The 16,307-nt window shown below is 41.0% G+C and carries 14 protein-coding genes and 1 tRNA gene; 10 read left to right on the forward strand and 5 right to left on the reverse strand.

The features are described 5' to 3' along the window. Nucleotides 1–2: 2 nt before the first annotated feature. Together ppk1 and ACFFRD_RS08520 are read left to right on the forward strand one after the other, a co-directional pair. A complete protein-coding gene (ppk1, locus tag ACFFRD_RS08515; RefSeq protein ID WP_392481154.1) occupies nucleotides 3–2,183 on the forward strand; it encodes a polyphosphate kinase 1 in 2,181 nt (726 codons plus the stop codon). Nucleotides 2,184–2,510: 327 nt separating this feature from the next. Then, nucleotides 2,511–2,927 carry a response regulator transcription factor gene (locus ACFFRD_RS08520; RefSeq protein WP_114081461.1) on the forward strand — a complete coding sequence of 139 codons (417 nt, stop codon included), beginning with the start codon at nucleotides 2,511–2,513 and terminating at the stop codon, nucleotides 2,925–2,927. Nucleotides 2,928–3,056: 129 nt separating this feature from the next. Here the strand turns inward: ACFFRD_RS08520 and ACFFRD_RS08525 are convergent, their stop codons facing one another. Continuing rightward, nucleotides 3,057–3,230 (reverse strand): hypothetical protein, encoded by a 174-nt coding sequence (locus ACFFRD_RS08525; RefSeq protein WP_012412001.1) that lies wholly within the window; start codon nucleotides 3,228–3,230, stop codon nucleotides 3,057–3,059. A 347-nt stretch (nucleotides 3,231–3,577) separates the two neighbouring features. Between ACFFRD_RS08525 and ACFFRD_RS08530 the strand changes: the two genes are divergently transcribed. Continuing rightward, entirely contained in the window at nucleotides 3,578–4,147 is a 570-nt protein-coding gene (locus ACFFRD_RS08530) for a DUF2854 domain-containing protein (protein WP_392481155.1), read from the forward strand. 253 nt (nucleotides 4,148–4,400) lie between these two features. Here the strand turns inward: ACFFRD_RS08530 and ACFFRD_RS08535 are convergent, their stop codons facing one another. After that, complete coding sequence (locus ACFFRD_RS08535) at nucleotides 4,401–4,661, reverse strand: chlororespiratory reduction protein 7 (RefSeq protein WP_179073440.1); 261 nt, start codon at nucleotides 4,659–4,661, stop codon at nucleotides 4,401–4,403. Nucleotides 4,662–5,366: 705 nt separating this feature from the next. On the opposite strand from ACFFRD_RS08535, the gene ACFFRD_RS08540 reads away from it, so the two are divergent. Together ACFFRD_RS08540 and ACFFRD_RS08545 are read left to right on the forward strand one after the other, a co-directional pair. Further along, complete coding sequence (locus ACFFRD_RS08540) at nucleotides 5,367–5,567, forward strand: hypothetical protein (RefSeq protein ID WP_041565700.1); 201 nt, start codon at nucleotides 5,367–5,369, stop codon at nucleotides 5,565–5,567. Further along, on the forward strand, nucleotides 5,555–6,580 hold the full coding sequence (locus tag ACFFRD_RS08545; protein ID WP_334807177.1) for a PleD family two-component system response regulator: 1,026 nt from the start codon (nucleotides 5,555–5,557) through the stop codon (nucleotides 6,578–6,580). Before ACFFRD_RS08540 ends, ACFFRD_RS08545 begins: the two co-directional genes overlap by 13 nt. Before the next feature lie 38 nt (nucleotides 6,581–6,618). On the opposite strand, the gene ACFFRD_RS08550 is transcribed toward ACFFRD_RS08545, so the two are convergent. Then, nucleotides 6,619–7,824, reverse strand: a complete 1,206-nt coding sequence (locus ACFFRD_RS08550; protein ID WP_179073441.1) for a histidine kinase — start codon at nucleotides 7,822–7,824, stop codon at nucleotides 6,619–6,621. A 628-nt stretch (nucleotides 7,825–8,452) separates the two neighbouring features. On the opposite strand from ACFFRD_RS08550, the gene ACFFRD_RS08555 reads away from it, so the two are divergent. The 4 genes from ACFFRD_RS08555 to ACFFRD_RS08570 all read left to right on the forward strand — a co-directional run bounded on the left by ACFFRD_RS08555 (nucleotide 8,453) and on the right by ACFFRD_RS08570 (nucleotide 13,473). After that, nucleotides 8,453–8,647: a hypothetical protein gene (locus ACFFRD_RS08555; RefSeq protein ID WP_392481156.1), complete on the forward strand. Its 195-nt coding sequence runs from the start codon at nucleotides 8,453–8,455 to the stop codon at nucleotides 8,645–8,647. Between the two features lie 966 nt (nucleotides 8,648–9,613). Next, complete coding sequence (locus tag ACFFRD_RS08560; RefSeq protein ID WP_392481157.1) at nucleotides 9,614–11,008, forward strand: S-layer homology domain-containing protein; 1,395 nt, start codon at nucleotides 9,614–9,616, stop codon at nucleotides 11,006–11,008. A gap of 328 nt (nucleotides 11,009–11,336) precedes the next feature. Then, nucleotides 11,337–12,416 (forward strand): SGNH/GDSL hydrolase family protein, encoded by a 1,080-nt coding sequence (locus tag ACFFRD_RS08565; protein ID WP_392481158.1) that lies wholly within the window; start codon nucleotides 11,337–11,339, stop codon nucleotides 12,414–12,416. 13 nt (nucleotides 12,417–12,429) lie between these two features. After that, on the forward strand, nucleotides 12,430–13,473 hold the full coding sequence (locus ACFFRD_RS08570) for a M42 family metallopeptidase (protein WP_392483036.1): 1,044 nt from the start codon (nucleotides 12,430–12,432) through the stop codon (nucleotides 13,471–13,473). Nucleotides 13,474–13,601: 128 nt separating this feature from the next. Here the strand turns inward: ACFFRD_RS08570 and ACFFRD_RS08575 are convergent. Continuing rightward, nucleotides 13,602–13,673, reverse strand: a tRNA-Thr gene (locus tag ACFFRD_RS08575). A gap of 33 nt (nucleotides 13,674–13,706) precedes the next feature. On the opposite strand from ACFFRD_RS08575, the gene ACFFRD_RS08580 reads away from it, so the two are divergent. Further along, nucleotides 13,707–14,000 carry a DUF3493 domain-containing protein gene (locus ACFFRD_RS08580; RefSeq protein WP_114081469.1) on the forward strand — a complete coding sequence of 98 codons (294 nt, stop codon included), beginning with the start codon at nucleotides 13,707–13,709 and terminating at the stop codon, nucleotides 13,998–14,000. A gap of 346 nt (nucleotides 14,001–14,346) precedes the next feature. On the opposite strand, the gene ACFFRD_RS08585 is transcribed toward ACFFRD_RS08580, so the two are convergent. Beyond that, nucleotides 14,347–16,041 carry a DUF1565 domain-containing protein gene (locus ACFFRD_RS08585; protein ID WP_392481159.1) on the reverse strand — a complete coding sequence of 565 codons (1,695 nt, stop codon included), beginning with the start codon at nucleotides 16,039–16,041 and terminating at the stop codon, nucleotides 14,347–14,349. Nucleotides 16,042–16,307 lie beyond the last annotated feature (266 nt).

A 16,307-nucleotide genomic window follows, 5' to 3' on the forward strand; every position in this document is an offset into this window, starting at 1 on the left:
TTATGGCAAAATCTAAAAAAAGCGCCAATCCCATCAATTTAAACGATCCACAATATTATCTTAACCGAGAGTTAAGCTGGCTACAATTTAATGCCAGGGTGTTACATGAAGCCTGTGACGATCGCACGCCGCTTCTCGAACGCCTCAAGTTTTTGGGAATATTCAACTCTAATTTGGATGAGTTTTTCATGGTGCGTGTTGCTGGTTTAAAGCAACAAGTAGAGGCGAAAGTCAGCCTGTTAACTCCCGATGGTCGGACACCACAACAACAGCTAGATGATATTAGAACTACTCTGATTCCTCATGTAAAAAAAGAGCATCAACATTTTGAACAAGTACTTCGTCCTCTACTAGCAAATCATGGCATCCATATTCTGGATTACATAGATTTGAATCAAAAACAGCGAACTCATCTCAACCATTATTTTGAGGAACAAGTCTTTCCAGTCTTGACTCCTCTGGCTGTTGATCCTAGTCATCCTTTTCCTTTTATTTCTAATCTCAGTCTGAATCTGGCTGTTGTGGTCAAAAACCCAGACACCGAAGAAGAATTCTTTGCCAGAGTTAAAGTCCCCAGTGTTCTCCCACGATTTTTACCGATACCCCCAGAGTTGGGAGACCAAAATAACGGCAAACCTGCTCACTGGACTGGAGTACCTTTAGAACAAGCGATCGCTCATAACTTGGAATCTCTATTTCCAGGGATGAATATTCAAGAATATCATCCGTTCCGCATTACCCGTGATGCGGATTTGGTCTTAGAAGAAGATGAAGCAGATGATTTATTGTTAGCGATTGAACAGGAATTGCGAAAACGGCGGCTAGGTGGGAGTCCAGTCCGGCTAGAAATTCAATCCCAGACTCCTGAAATAGTGCGATCGCGATTATTGCATGATTTGGAATTAACAGAGAGCGATCTCTACGAAGTAGACGGTCTTTTGGGACTGCGGGATTTGATGTCTTTTATGGCCTTGCCATTGCCGGAACTCAAAGATCCACCACGCCAATCTGTTGTACCATTACGCTTGCAAAGGCTGAGGGAACCGAGTTTAGATCCAGATACGCTGGAAACGGACGAAGGAAAAGACTTTTTTGCTGTGATTCGGGAAAAGGATTTGTTAGTACACCATCCCTATCAATCCTTTTCGGCTACAGTGGTGCGCTTTATTACCCATGCTGCCTACGATCCGAATGTTTTAGCCATCAAGATGACCCTTTACCGGACTTCTGGTGACTCGCCCATAGTTAACGCCCTAATCGCCGCCGCCGAAAATGATAAGCAGGTATCTGTACTCGTGGAATTAAAGGCGCGATTTGATGAGGAAAATAATATTTACTGGGCAAAACGACTAGAAAGAGTTGGAGTTCATGTAGTCTATGGTTTAGTGGGGCTGAAAACCCACAGTAAAACCGTAATGGTAGTACGGCGGGAAAAAGATCGAATACGCCGCTACGTGCATATTGGCACTGGTAACTATAATCCTAAAACGGCACGGCTGTATACAGATTTGGGATTGTTTAGTTGCCGTGAAGAATTAGGTGCTGATATCACAGATTTATTTAATTTCTTGACAGGATACTCCCTGCAAAAGTCTTATCGAGAATTGCTGGTTGCACCTGTGAATATGCGCGATCGCTTTTTGGCACTAATTCACCGCGAAATTGAAAATGTTCAAAATGGATTTTCTGGACGCATTGTTGCCAAAATGAATTCCCTAGTCGATCCAGAAATTATCGCCACATTATATGAAGCTTCCCGCGCCGGAGTGCAAATCGACTTAATTATCAGGGGCGTTTGCTGTTTGCGTCCAGGACTCAAAGATATTAGTGAAAATATTCGCATTATCAGCATCGTCGGTCGCTTTTTAGAACACTCTCGCATTTATTATTTTCATAACAATACACAGGAGGAAATCTTTATTGGCAGTGCCGACTGGATGCGCCGCAACCTAGATCGTCGAGTCGAAGTAATTACCCCAATAAAAGACCCAGATATTGCAAAAGATTTGCAAGAAATTATGGGAATTATGCTTGCAGATAATCGCCAAGCTTGGGAATTACAAGCCGATGGCACTTACATTCAACGCCGTCCTTATGATGATTCTCCAGAAGCCAATTCACAAAAAATTCTTATGAATATGGCATTACGCTCAACTGGCGTAACCTCAAACTTAATTGATTAAAAAATAAGTACTTTAATTTTGACAACTATCTAAACTTAGATAACTTTTAAAAGTTATCTAAGTTATTTGTCATCGGTTCACACAAAATTCATGAATCAAGATTCCAAATTCAGAATGAATTCCGATCAAAAAGCAGATAGCATAGGGATAGCGAGTCCGCTTACCCCTGCGGCGATCTTCTTAGCAAAAGCGTCTCGTAAAGAGCATCAAGATTACTGATTTCTAAATTCTGAATTCTTCTTCAATCACCCATTGGATAGAGTTAGTGCTGGCACGTGTTCCCATAGACTAGAGAGGTTATTCTGAATAAATTTGTCTTTCCCCTCAATGTTAATGTTATCCTGTGAGCTTTCTACCTTGCGTGTTCTAGTAGTTGATGACCATGAACTGACTCGTCTAACCTTACAATTGGTTTTTTCTTGTCAGGAGAATATTCAAGTAGTAGGTTTAGCTAGTAATGGTGAAGAAGCTATAGAAATGGTTAAACGTTGTCATCCTGACGTAATTGTTCTAGATTTACAAATGCCAGTCATGGATGGCTGGAGCGCGTCTAGCCAAATTAAAGCTATATCTCCGAACACCCAAATCCTTGCTTACTCCTCAGTAGAAGACATAAGTTTTCAAGGAACTAAGGCAATGTCTAGCTTTGATGACGTTTGCAAGAAAGATGTAGCAACAAGCGAACTGATTGCTTTAGTTAGGCGGTTAGGTCAGCGTGCAAAAGATGATTCAGTTGCAGGATAAATTGATACAACTATGCTGCTTCGTCAGCTCAGGCTTAGTTAAATTCTGGGGATTTGAGAATATTATAGTATTGCGGAGCGTCGGTATTAGCTGAAGTTTACAGTTAAACCGACGCATTTATGCTATTTTCTACTCTACCGGAATGGTGCGTTTAAATTCATCAATTAATTCATCTAGTTCTTCCAAAGCCTGATTTACGTCAACTCTCAATGTTCCCAAGTTTGGTTGCTCTAGCAGTCCTAATAGGTACTCGCGTTTACTTTGAACTGCAACAATTCGTTCTTTTATAGTCTGTAAATCCATTATTTTTTTCCATTTTTAACTAGCTTTAAATTTTAAGTTAACTCAAAATCCAACATTTTGGGGCACTATACTCTTAGTAGTCCACTACACTAACTGTCTTCTCTAGAAACTCCTCATGTCTCCCATACCCCTACTCAAAAGCAGGCTACGTGTAGCCTATCTAACATAAGAGAAGTTTTAAACTCAGTAAGCCAGAAGCTCTTGACTTCTCTTTGTGTGAGTCTTAACCTGGCAATTTTGAGTTGGTTGAATTACTAATCTCTGGGGATGATGTTCTTCCCTAATTTGTTACTCATAGCCGATGATAATAAAACTGAGGTATTAAGAATTTATACTAATTTAAGCTCATGCTACGCCAAATCTCTTTGGGAACACTCGGTTTAACTATCGGTGGCATATTAACCATTATGGGCTTCGTCGCCTATGCTGGTAATAATGCCACACTCAATCTTGTTGGATTTTTTTACGGTATTCCTCTATTGTTGGGAGGACTGGCACTAAAAGCTAATGAACTTAAGCCAGTACCCTTTACCCAAAATACATCACCGTCAGCATTGAAACTGCGGGAACAGCAAGCAACTGAGACTCAAAATAAAATTCGCAAAGATATCACTCGATATTGTTACGGTCAAGATGCTCATTTAGATACAACACTTTCTTTTCTGGGTTTGAGTCCCACAGACCAGGAACGGCCAACAGTCACAGGGTTACGAGAAGTAGAAGTTAATGGTAACTATGCCCTAATTTTAGAATTTGATTCACCGCTAATACCAATTGATGTATGGCAAAAAAAGCAGGAAAAAATGACTAATTATTTTGGGCCGGGATTGGAGGTTAAAATAACACAGCCATCTGAAAATACAATTGAGTTAGCGCTGATTAATACTCAAAAAGAGTCAATCGTCAGTAGTCAATAGTCAGAGACAAAAGTTATTGTTACCAAAACTTTATGGCTTGTCGTTACCCACATTTTACTTAAGTTCTCGACAAAGAAACCCTCTCTGTACTTAAGTTAACTGAAATTTTCACTTTCACAGGGGATAGCATCAACCTAAGTAGAGACGCGAAACTTTGCGTCTCTACACGCCTAAAAATTGCCACGGATGATCATTAAGTCAATTGTATTGCTGTATACAGCATTGACTCGTTTTTTTACTACTAACCAAAAAGTTATTTTTCTAAACGAACTGCATACCATTGTAAATATTGCCCAGGGCCAATATCTAATTCACAGCCGGTGTCGAGTAAATATTGTGCTTGAGCTTCCACAGTATCAAAGTTTTGCAAGTCAGGTGGTAAATCTTGAATTATAAGTTGCTGGAGAGTCGTTTTGAGCTTTTCTAATAACTCTGATTGTGTCAAAAATTGCTCTGGCTTATTTGTTTCTAAAAGAACAAAGTGATCTTGCTGATACATTAATGAATCTGGCATTTTAAAGATTTTGTAAATACAAATGGATTTTTTTTTGTAATAACGTCGGGTTATTTTTGTAGTCAAAGAAGGGGTATTCTATGTATTTTAACTGCTTTCTGTGCAGTACTAATAGGATTTAGCTCTTTAAGATATCCAGCTTAGTTTAGTATATCTAATATATAAACTTAACTACTAAATTACTGTTTTTTAGAATAAAAAATCGATTTTTAACTTAACTAAATATAGTTAATCGGATGAAATAAGAATTTTTACTTAATTTATTAACTCAAAGTGATTAGACAATAAAATTTTGAACTAAGTTAAATCTTCATTTTATGTAATTCTACTGAGTTTTTATCCCCACTTTCCAATAGACTAAAGACATTTAAGTCAAGTGATATTAGTATTTAATATTAGCTATAGCAATCAAAATTTAAACGTAAGAAAATACGTAGATTAAAAATGCGTATTTTAAAGCCTTTCAGGGATTTTATCTCTCACGAATGATTTAGGGCTGCTATATTTTCTGAACGTACTTTGACAACTGCTTTTCTCTATTTCGCTAAGTTTATAAACTAATTAATTAAGGTGCGTATTTGCAATTTTCAAAAGAATTGCAATTTAACTTTAACAATGGGGAAATATAAAAGCAACACTTCCTCCCATAACCATAGCCGAACAAAAAGGTAAAAATTGCCTTCGCGTTCCAATTATAGATTGTCTATGCAACTTAGTTATCTACCGCTTGCTTGGCTCAAGAACATTGAGCAGTCTATTGTCAAAAAACAGTTGATTGTGAAGCCAGACACACCTTTGCCGCAAATTCTGGCATTGATGAAAAGAGCGATCGCTCCCATGCGATTGAGTTGCACAGCCTTTTTCAGAATAATCCTGCAAGTGGAAGGCAACTCATGTCAGGCATAAGCTCATTTTCTGTTTCTAAACAACCACCACTGATTCTAGTGGCTGATGATGACAAGACTATCCGAGTGTTGTTGCGTAAAGCTATGGAACAAGAAGGTTATCGAGTGGTTGAGGTCAATGATGGTAAGCAATGTTTAGATGCTTACGAGACTATCAAACCGGATATAGTTTTGCTAGATGCTGTAATGCCTGTGATGGATGGCTTTACCTGCTGTAAGCAATTGCTCCAAATTGCCAGGAATAATTTAATCTCAGCTCTTGCAACCTTTGATACTGACTCGGCTCTTAACAATACTGTCATCTCCAAAATATGGGAGCGCACTCCGATATTGATGATCACATGCTTGGACGATGAGGAATCTGTAAACCGTGCTTTTGATGCTGGAGCGACTGATTATGTTACTAAGCCAATTCATTGGCCTGTATTGCGTCAACGATTGCGCCGACTGCTACAGCAAGCACAAGTATACAAACAATTAGAGGCAGCAAACCAAGCTTTGCAGCACCTTGCCAATGTAGATGGCTTAACTGATTTGGCTAATCGTCGTCGCTTTGACGATTATCTTAATACTCAGTGGATTAATCTTGCCCAAGAGGAATCTCCTTTGTCAATGATTTTGTGTGATATCGACTATTTTAAATTTTATAACGATAAATACGGCCATCCTGCTGGAGATGTCTGTTTACAAAAGGTGGGTGCTGTCTTAAATCTGAAGGCGCAAAAACATCAAGATTTAGTAGCGCGTTATGGTGGTGAAGAATTTGCTGTGATTATGCCATACACCCATGCATCTGGTGCAATTCACGTGGCCGCAACCATACAAGCGGGAATCAAAGATTTGCAAATTGCTCACGCCGGGTCTGCTGTGAGTCAGCATGTCACGCTAAGTATGGGTGTAGCAACTGTTGTACCTACTTGGGAATCCTCTCCTTCAGATTTGATTGTGCGAGCAGATAAAGCGCTCTACGAAGCAAAGGCAGGGGGGCGCGATCGCTTTATCTCAAGTTTTTAATTGTCATTTGTCATTTGTCATTTGTGAATATCCATTGCTTAAGAAGGATAAACTGGCAGCGTGAAGTGGAACCATGCTCCGTTATTGGGGGCAGAGTCTACCCAAATTTGGCCATAGTGTGCCAGGATAATGCGTTGGCATAAACAAAGACCAATGCCGTAACCTTCTTTACCTTCATCCCGTTGTAGGCGGAAGTGGTTTTCAAAGATGCGATCGCGATTCTCTACAGGAATACCAGGCCCAGTATCGCCAATACTAAACTGAACTTTTTGGGTAGTGCGGTGCAATCCCGAAACGCTAATCTTGCCACCTTCTGGAGTATATTTGATGGCATTATCTAACAGATTCACTAGCACTTGGCGGATGCGTTCTGGGTCAGCATATACATAAGGTAAGTCACTAGGAATATCTGTTTCTACTTCTTGGGATTTGGCGGTGTAGCGATCGCACAATTCTTCGAGTACATCTAAAAAGACTTTACCTAGTTGTACCTTTTGTGGTAGTAGGGGAAACTCTGTATCTTTTCCACGACCTACTTGCAAAAGGTCAGTAATCATTCGGTCAATGACCTTAGTTTGATTGCGGGCTTGTTTTAATAAATGTGCTGTCATCGATGGCTTGAGGCGCTGGAATTCCCCTGTCTCTAGATTGTAGTTAGATTGGAGAGTTTCCATTGCGATCGCCGCAGCAGTTAGGGGATTACGGAGATCGTGCGCCAGCATCGCAATCACCCGGTCTTTAAACTGTAGCTGCTCTTGGAGGTTATCTTTTTCCTGTTTCAAGCGAAAAATTTCGTCTGAGAGTCGGATTAGTTCAGCAGAAACAGCAACTGAATGGATAGTGGATTTGGGTAATGTGCCCCGACCATTGTCGTCCATGTGTTCTTGCAAGTCTTCCTGTAATTTTAAGTAAGCGTCTACAGCGACTTGCCAGCGAGGCCACCAGTTTTTCAATTGCGCTATGATATTACTCCCAGCCAAAACCTGTCGTGGTTCAGGATGGATTTTGATTAAAGCTGGCGTTGCTACCAACTTAAAGTGTTCTGCTAAGTAAGGTTGTTGTCCAACATCGATAGTTTGAACTTCAAAAGTATACTCAGCCTGCAATTCTTTTAAGTAAGCACGTATTCGCTGCACCTGTTGGCGGGACTTAGGTCGTCCATCGACAAAAAGTAACAGCTGGAGTGGAGCTTCAGAATAAATAGGCTGATCCTGGGAAACTTGCATGTAATCGTGTTTCAGCACTGGTAACAACCCGGTGACGCTTTACAGAAAGTAAAATGGACTAACGGTTGTCGATGGTCGTTGTTTTGGTCTTCAATTTAATATCTATTTTAGATTTTCATACTGCTCTTAGTTCTGCATTTTTGACACTAAATATATCTTTTTCAGCCTTTTGCCCATTTTTGACTAACTTCATCTCCAAGAAACACCCAAGCTCCTTGAATATAAGCCTTAGTTTGCCCTGAATGAAAAATTGTCGCTAGAGTTAGCAGGTGAAAGGTTTAATACTATGTCAAATCGGCTAGTAAAGCAGTATGTCAAATTGACTACTCGCTTTCAACAAGCGATGCCTACGGCGGGCAAAGCCTACGCTCAACTAAACGCAGATGCTAATTGTATCTAATCTATCAGGAAGCTGTTAACTGTTTAGACCAAGTTTGTGGAGAGAGGGTTTTTTCAACGCCAGTGCATCCAATGAAGTGTCTTGTTTGCCTCAACCCAATCATTATTAGGATTAGGAAAACAGCTATAGCTAACAACTATGTACTGCCTATATATAACTTACGAAGCGTACTCTGTGCCCAGCCTTCCTCAAAGAAGACCTGCCTATCTCAGGAGAATAGGGGATGGGTTGCCCTAAGACAACTTTTTGGATAACATCAGGGCGATACCTACGGCGATAAACTACGCACTTTTAGAGTCAGTACTTACTGCTTTCGAGGCTGCCAAGAAACTCTTGACTACAGCACAAGTAACATTTTCCCCAGAAAATCTATTTATAGAAATTAGGGAAACTGCTGCGACACTTGACTGCTTTGCTTATGACCCCAGTTGCCGAGAATAACGAACTTACGCTAAGTCCCTGGAATTGCTGAACACTGGCATTTTCCGGCTATTGCCTTATTCAGCTTACCATCGTCAGATGAATAATTTCCAGAATCGATTGTAAGCCAGCGTTAGCGAACTTTAATTGATTTCCCTCTTTGGGTGAGGCTAAGGGGGCTTTATTCCTAGTTTATCATCTTTAGGTGTTTAGCGTAGGCTTTGCCCGCCGTAGGCATCGCATTAAGTTCGTGCATCTGGAAGCAGATTAAAGCTTTTGGTAGCTAAAATGTTCTTTAACGAGTTCGCAATCAGTTATTTCCTCTGCCAATTGAATATTTAGAGAAATATCTCAAAAATGGATTCTCAATCTAGTAGTCTTGCCATATTAATTTTGAGCAGCACTAAACTGCTGACTACAAGCTCCCTTAACCTGTCCTAATCCCAGTGAGCTTAGAACCTCAAAATCATAAAACTCTTGTATAGCAAGTATTTCAGATTTATTTCCGTTTTTTTGCCAAAAATGTTAGTTTGCCAGAATTTTTGGGAACTCTATAAATAAGCATGGGAATTATAAAAACCTAATGGCTGTAAAACGAAGACAATACGGTAGCTTTTGCTACCGTTTACTCATTTTTAGAGATATTAATTAGGACTTACGCACGAGTTACGGAATAACGAACCACAGAGGCACAGAGGGTACGGAGAAATCAGAGTTTGAGAGATAATTTGCGTAAGTCCTATAATAAAGAAATTTACTAAGACAACGTGCTGAGTAGGTAGTGTCATTTGGTGATACTGAGAGGAAGGGAGCAAAAGAAGCCGGGGACAGGACGCAAGGGGGCAAGGGGTAAGGGATAGGGGCAGAATAAAAATTAGCTCTTTCCCCTCTACTCCCTGCTCTCTTCCCCTCTGCCTCTTCTGCCCAATGCTCAATTAATGAACAGTCTGCGCTAGGGTAGGAATTGAAACTCATTTGTGATTTCCTGTGCTTCCCTGTAAACGTCCAGCTGTATTTCTAATTTGGGCTGTTCTACTGACTTCCTTAACAGCCTGTGCTAACAGTCCAGTTGCCAAAAACCTTGAAGAATCTTTGGCGGCAGATCCGAAGCTGCAAAGCAATCCAGTTGTCTTTGGAGAATCTCAGAGTAAGCAACCACAAGCACAGCCAAACGATTCAACAGTTCAGTTACCAGCTGATTTTCCCAAAGATATCCCCCTATATGCCAATGCCAAACTAGAGGAAGTTATACCTGCTAGCGGTTCAGAAAATAAAACCTCAACTCGTTGGTTGAGTTCTGACCCTAGCAACTTTATCGCTAGCTTTTATGGCAACCAGTTTAAAACAAATAACTGGCAGATTTTGCAACAACCAACAGATGATGCGGGAGGTACTTTTGAGGTACGTCGTAACGATTTACTGTTGAAGATTTCCATTCAGCCTAAATCAGCTACTAACGCTACACCCAATCAACCCCAAACCGCCACAGAATTACTGATTGATTACGTACCAAATAGTATTGCTACGGCACAAACTACCCCAAATACAAATTCTAACGAAACTACTAACGTCGTTCCTCAACCAGGAAATCCACAGTTCATTGGCCCAGTACCACCTGCAAACTTGGCAGCACAGCCACAAAGTACGGCTAATAACCAAACAACTCCTACATCCACAACTGAATCTCAAGAATTCAGCGATCTGAATAAAGTACCGCAAGAATGGCGGCAACACATCCAAGACTTAGCCGCATTAGGTGTTTTATCCCTAGAACCAAAGGCAACTAAGAGTAATTCTACTACCACAAATAACCAGTTTGAACCCGGTAAAATTGTTACACATCGGGAATATGCTCGTTGGCTAATTGCTGCTAACAATGCTATGTATGCCAGCAATCCAGCTAAACAAATTCGCTTGGCATCAGAAAGCACTCAACCAGTTTTTAGTGATGTTACCGCAAAAGACCCTGATTTTCCAGCAATTCAGGGATTAGCTGAAGCTGGGTTAATTCCCAGTCCTTTATCTGGAGATTCCACAGTCGTTTTATTTCGTCCTGATGCACCCCTAACGCGGGAACAATTACTCTTGTGGAAATTACCCCTAGATACTCGCCAAGCTTTACCTTCTGCTAACTTAGATGCGGTAAAACAAACCTGGGGTTTCCAAGACGCAGCGCGAATTGACCCCAAGGCTTTAAGAGCAGTGCTGGCTGATTACCAAAATGGCGAGCAATCGAATATTCGGCGGGTGTTTGGCTATACGACTCTGTTTCAGCCCAAAAAACCAGTAACTCGTGCTGAAGCTGCTATGACTTTGTGGTATTTCGGCAGTCAGAGTGAAGGTGTTTCGGCAACTGAAGCTTTGAAGCTAAAGCGAAGCTAAAGCGAAGTTAAAGCGATGTCTACGAAGGGTTACGCCATTCTGTTGCGGTTAGTTTATCCGTAGCAGAAAAGTGGACAATGCCCAAGCTTTAGCATGGAAAATTTGCGATTTCTTTGTAATACACTGATTTTTTATCAAGAAAATGTAAATCTAAGTGTTTTCAGCGTTTTTACCTGTGTTTGATGAATTTTTGAGGCATAGTTAGGTAAAACAACGTAAATTAACTCAATATACGTACTTAGTTTGAATTAACTCAAAAAACAAATTGCCAGCGATCGCCTTTTCATTACTTTGAAACAAACTAAAAAATACCACAGGTAAAACAAATATGAAAAAACAAGCTGTAGCCGCAGGATTTGTTCTCTTATCTTTCATGTTACCGGTCAAGGCGAGTGCAGCGAGTTTTAGCAAATTTTACGTATTTGGCGACAGCCTTTCTGATACTGGCAATGTCTTCGCTGCTACTGGTGGTTTAGTCGCTCCGACAACAGCCATTCCCCAAGACCCACCATACTTTAAAGGACGTTTTTCTAATGATCAGGTGTGGGTAGACTACCTTGGAGATCAGCTAGGATTAACACCCTCTCCATACATTACTTTAAATCCTAGTATTCCTAACCAAGGGATTAACTTTGCTGTGGGCGGTGCTAGTTCTGGTCAAGGTAATGCTGTTGTTCCTAATGCACCCTTACCAGGAGTACTGGAGCAAGTCGGCTTGTTGACGCAACCCATCTTACAAGCCAATCAGAAGCTTGATCCAAATGCCCTCTATGCTGTGTGGGGAGGTGCAAATGATTATGTGTTTGGTCAAGCTACTAATACGACTCAAACAGTTCAGAATTTATCAAATGCAGTAGGGTTACTTGCCTCATCTGGCGCAAAAAATATTTTAGTCTTTAACTTGCCTGATTTGGGTAAGATTCCATTGGCATTCGCTACAGGTTCATCTAGCAACTTGACTGCTTTGACAAATGAGCATAATCAGGAATTAGCAGAGGAACTAGGCAAATTTAGCAATAACTCTGGTCTGAATCTAATCTCTGTCGATGTGTTTTCCTTATTTAATCAAATACAAGCAAATCCAGGAAAATTTGGGTTTCAAGATGTGACTACCCCTTGCGTAGTTGGGAATTTCCAGACAATCATCAGTGTATGCTCCCAACCAAACGATTATTTGTTCTTTGACTCCGTGCATCCAACAACAGGCGTTCATAAGTTAGTTGCAGATGCTGCACTGGCGGCGATTGAGGCTAAGTCTGTTCCTGAACCTGCGATAAATTTGGGAATTTTAGCCCTTGGTGCTTTTGGTGCAATAGGAGTATTGAAGCGTCAACAAAAAAGATTAGCGCTTGGAGCAACAGACCGGGTTGTTGATGCACAATTGTCTCATACAACAGTTGAAAACTAAACTAACTGTATTGATGTGGGATTACGATCGCTTATTTGAAATTATTGAAGAATTAGTTATGCACCACTCTCCTAGTGGTGCAGAAGCTGAGATTAACCAATTGTTGATGCAACGATTTTCAGCGTTGGGTGTAGAAGTGTGGTGCGATCGCGCCGATAATATTATTGCCAAGATTCCAGGGAAAAATCCAGACCAAGCGATCGCGATCACAGCACACAAAGATGAAATTGGCGCAATTGTCAAGAGTCTCAGTGATGAAGGTCGTGTGGAAGTCCGTAAACTCGGTGGTTCTTTCCCGTGGGTTTACGGCGAAGGGGTTGTTGATTTATTGGGAGATCAGGAAACCATTAGCGGTATTCTCAGCTTTGGTTCCCGCCACGTTTCCCATGAATCTCCCCAAAAAGTCCAGCAGGAAGATACTACTGTTAAGTGGGAAAATGCCTGGATTGAAACGAAATGCACTGCGGTTGAATTAGAAGCAGCTGGCATTCGACCTGGAACTAAAATGGTAATCGGCAAACATCGCAAGCATCCAATTCGGTTAAAGGATCATATTGCCAGTTATACCTTGGATAACAAAGCCTCTGTTGCGATTTTGCTAGCTTTGGCTGAAAACCTGAAACAACCGGTTGTTGATGTTTATTTGGTAGCTTCAGCCAAAGAAGAAGTAGGAGCAATTGGAGCGCTATTTTTCACCCAAAATCAGCGTTTAGATGCGTTAATTGCTTTAGAAATTTGTCCATTATCTGAGGAATATCCTGTTAAAGATGGGGAAAATCCTGTACTTTTATCTCAAGATGCTTATGGGATATATGACGAAGGGCTAAATGGACAACTACGCCAATGTGCCAAACAGTTGGATATGCCTGTGCAATTTACAATTCTGAGCGGGTTTGGTAGTGATGCTTCCATTGCCATGAAATTTGGTCATGTTGGGCGTGCTGCGTGTTTGGCGTTTCCTACCCAAAATACACATGGATATGAAATTGCTCATTTAGGAGCGATCGCTAACTGTATCGATTTGTTAAAATCTTTTTGTGAAACCGAGTTCGAGTAAAGGTTTAAAACTAATTTACTCGGTAAAATTAGAGTGCGTAGTTTGCCGCCGTAAGCATAGTTTTTACACCCCTTTGGCTAGAAGCTTAATTTATGTCAAACTTTAATATTGAGGAACATTTTCCCCAAAGCCGATGATGGGATTTGAACCCACGGCCTGCTGATTACGAATCAGCTGCTCTACCACTGAGCCACATCGGCGTACACAATCTAAGAGTATAACACGATTTAATCATGGTAGATCAAAATCTCAAAAATCGCCTGAACCCTGAACAGTATGCCAGCCTCAAAGCAGAAATAGCCGCTCCTTATCGCGGCTTACGACAATTTATCTACATCGCTTTTGGTGCTTCTGGCTCCATTGGCGCATTCGTGTTTTTTTTCCAAGTGCTTGCCGGACGGGATGTTGAGAGTGCTTTGCCAAGTTTGGCTCTCCAAGTAGGAATAGTTGCCCTAATGATCTTCCTTTGGCGTTGGGAACAGCGTCGGCAACAACGTCCCCAATCAGGCAAAAGTCCTAATTCTTGAAGAGAAAAATTTTAGCTGATGACTTTTTTACTGCTTTATTTATATATATCTTTATATTGATTAATGCTTTTATAAAGATTAAAATATAAACAGAGAAAAAATAAAAAAATTATTAGGAAATCCCAAAAAGTAAAAATTTCTGAGAAACTAGAAATCGTTGAAACGGGGTCAGCCATATATAAAGACCCTGACCATAAAACAAATCACATTCAAATGGGGTCAGTTATATTTAAAGACCCCAAATTTTATGTTTAAAAAACCCCAAAATTAATAAAAACTTGCAATATTGGAAGCGCCAGACTAATAATTTGTTAGTCTTGGCGCTTTCAATTTGCTAACTAGGCATTTACTGGGCTGTTACCAAATAGGATGAAGGAATTGGTTGGGCACGTCCAGCACTGACAAGTGCCTGGTAAACAAAGGCAGCAACCTCGGCTCTAGTCGCTTGACGATTAGGATTGAGTTGCTTCGCTGTGGGATAGTTGATTACTAGCTGCTGTGCAGTTGCAGCCGCAACAGGAGCGATCGCATAATTAGGAATCTGGGCAGCATCGGTATAAAAAGAAAGGACGTTCTGATTATTCGCAGTTAAGCCCAAACCATTAGCTAAAGAGACTAGCGCCTGCACTCTGGGAATTTGCTGCTGTGGTTTAAAAGTGCCATCAGGATAACCAGAAACAAATTGACTCTGGTAAGCAGATTGAATTGCAGCGTAAGCCCAGAAATTTGTTGCTACATCTTTAAACTTAATACCTGCGCGTTTGACTGGTGGTGTTAAAGCTTTAGTGACAATAGTGGCAAATTGAGCGCGGGTTACAGGTTCATTGGGTTTAAAGCTGCCATCAGGAAAGCCAGCAATAATATTTTGAGAAGCTAAAGCTTCGATGTAGGTTTTTGCCCAGTAATTTGCTGGCACATCTTTAAAGGCAACAGGCCCTCCAGGTGGTACATCAACAGCTGCGGCAACAAAATCTACTGAGCCAAAAATCTTTTTCTGATCGATATCGTTGCCAACAGCGACAATTTTACTGGTTTTAGTGGCGTTGTTCACATCATAACGAGTGTTATTGCGGATAAGATTACCACCAGGATTTTCGTTGGTGCCAAGGTCAGGTAAAGCACTAACAGTTGCGACTACACCATCCCGCTTATTGTTCTGAATGACATTCTTACGCAATACGGGCTTCGCTGACTCTGAGATAAAAAGACCATCTTGGTTTTCGACGATTTGGTTTTCCACAATTAGAGGTGTGGAAGTACCACCGATCGCTAGACCAAAACCAGTATCCTGAAATAAGTTACCCCGAATTTCTCCTTGAGCAGCTTTAGCAATTGAAATCCCATTGCCTTTGTTTTGGACAAAGATGTTACTTTCAATTTTAGGATTGCCTGTACCAGTCACAAAAACACCCTCTCTAACACTGTTAGTAAAAGTACTGTTTTTGATAGTGGGATTAGTTGATTCCACCCACACAGCCGTACCCCGGCTATTTGGGTTGGTAACGCTGACACCATTAATAGTGGTATCTTGTTCGGCAAGGATGGTAATGTCTTGTCTAGCAAAGGTACGGCTAGTGTAGAAACCTCCACCTGTAATTAATATTGCCTGACCTTTACTAGCTTCATCACCTCGCAGTGTCACTCCTGGTTTAAGCAACAATGGGAAGGTTTCGCCACTTTCCTGGTTATAGTTCCCAGGTGCTAATTGAATAACTGCACCTGCTTGGGCTTGACTGAGAGCGAAGCTGATGCTTTTGTAAGGTGCAGCTGAGGTTGTACCAGCACTAGCACTGTCTACACCCGTTGCGGGATTAACATAAATTGCTGCAGCGGTTGTCGGAACTTGTGCTGTGAGAGTTGGGGCGCTCGCTTTTGGGTGAGTCGCACCAGCATTAACCGCACCGGGTAGTAATATTGAACCGCAGTAAACAGCAAGCATTGCCGTTAGTCCGGCTCCCCCGCGTAAAGTATATCTGAGATGACTGCTAGAAAGAAGGCGAAAAATTTTCGCTATAGAAATGTGAAAACCCCGATATTTCATTTTTTACGTCTGTGATGTGCTGAATTACGGTATGTCGAACAAGGTTGAAACTAGCAGTCTTGTAGCTGCTGTAAACCCATGCAAAACTATACTGGATGATTAGCACTGATTCAGCTAATTTCCTTAGATACATCACAGAACTTATACATTAGTTATATTATTTTATTCAGAAAATTTTACTAGTACAAGACGGCGCAAGTTTGCCTACCTTTAACCAAGGGATTTTGCCCCTTGTTAAGCCCCAAGTCTAGTTAATCCAGATGGTA

The sequence above is a fragment of the Nostoc sp. C110 genome (assembly GCF_043099725.1).
GTDB classification, from domain to species: Bacteria; Cyanobacteriota; Cyanobacteriia; order Cyanobacteriales; family Nostocaceae; genus Nostoc; species Nostoc muscorum_A.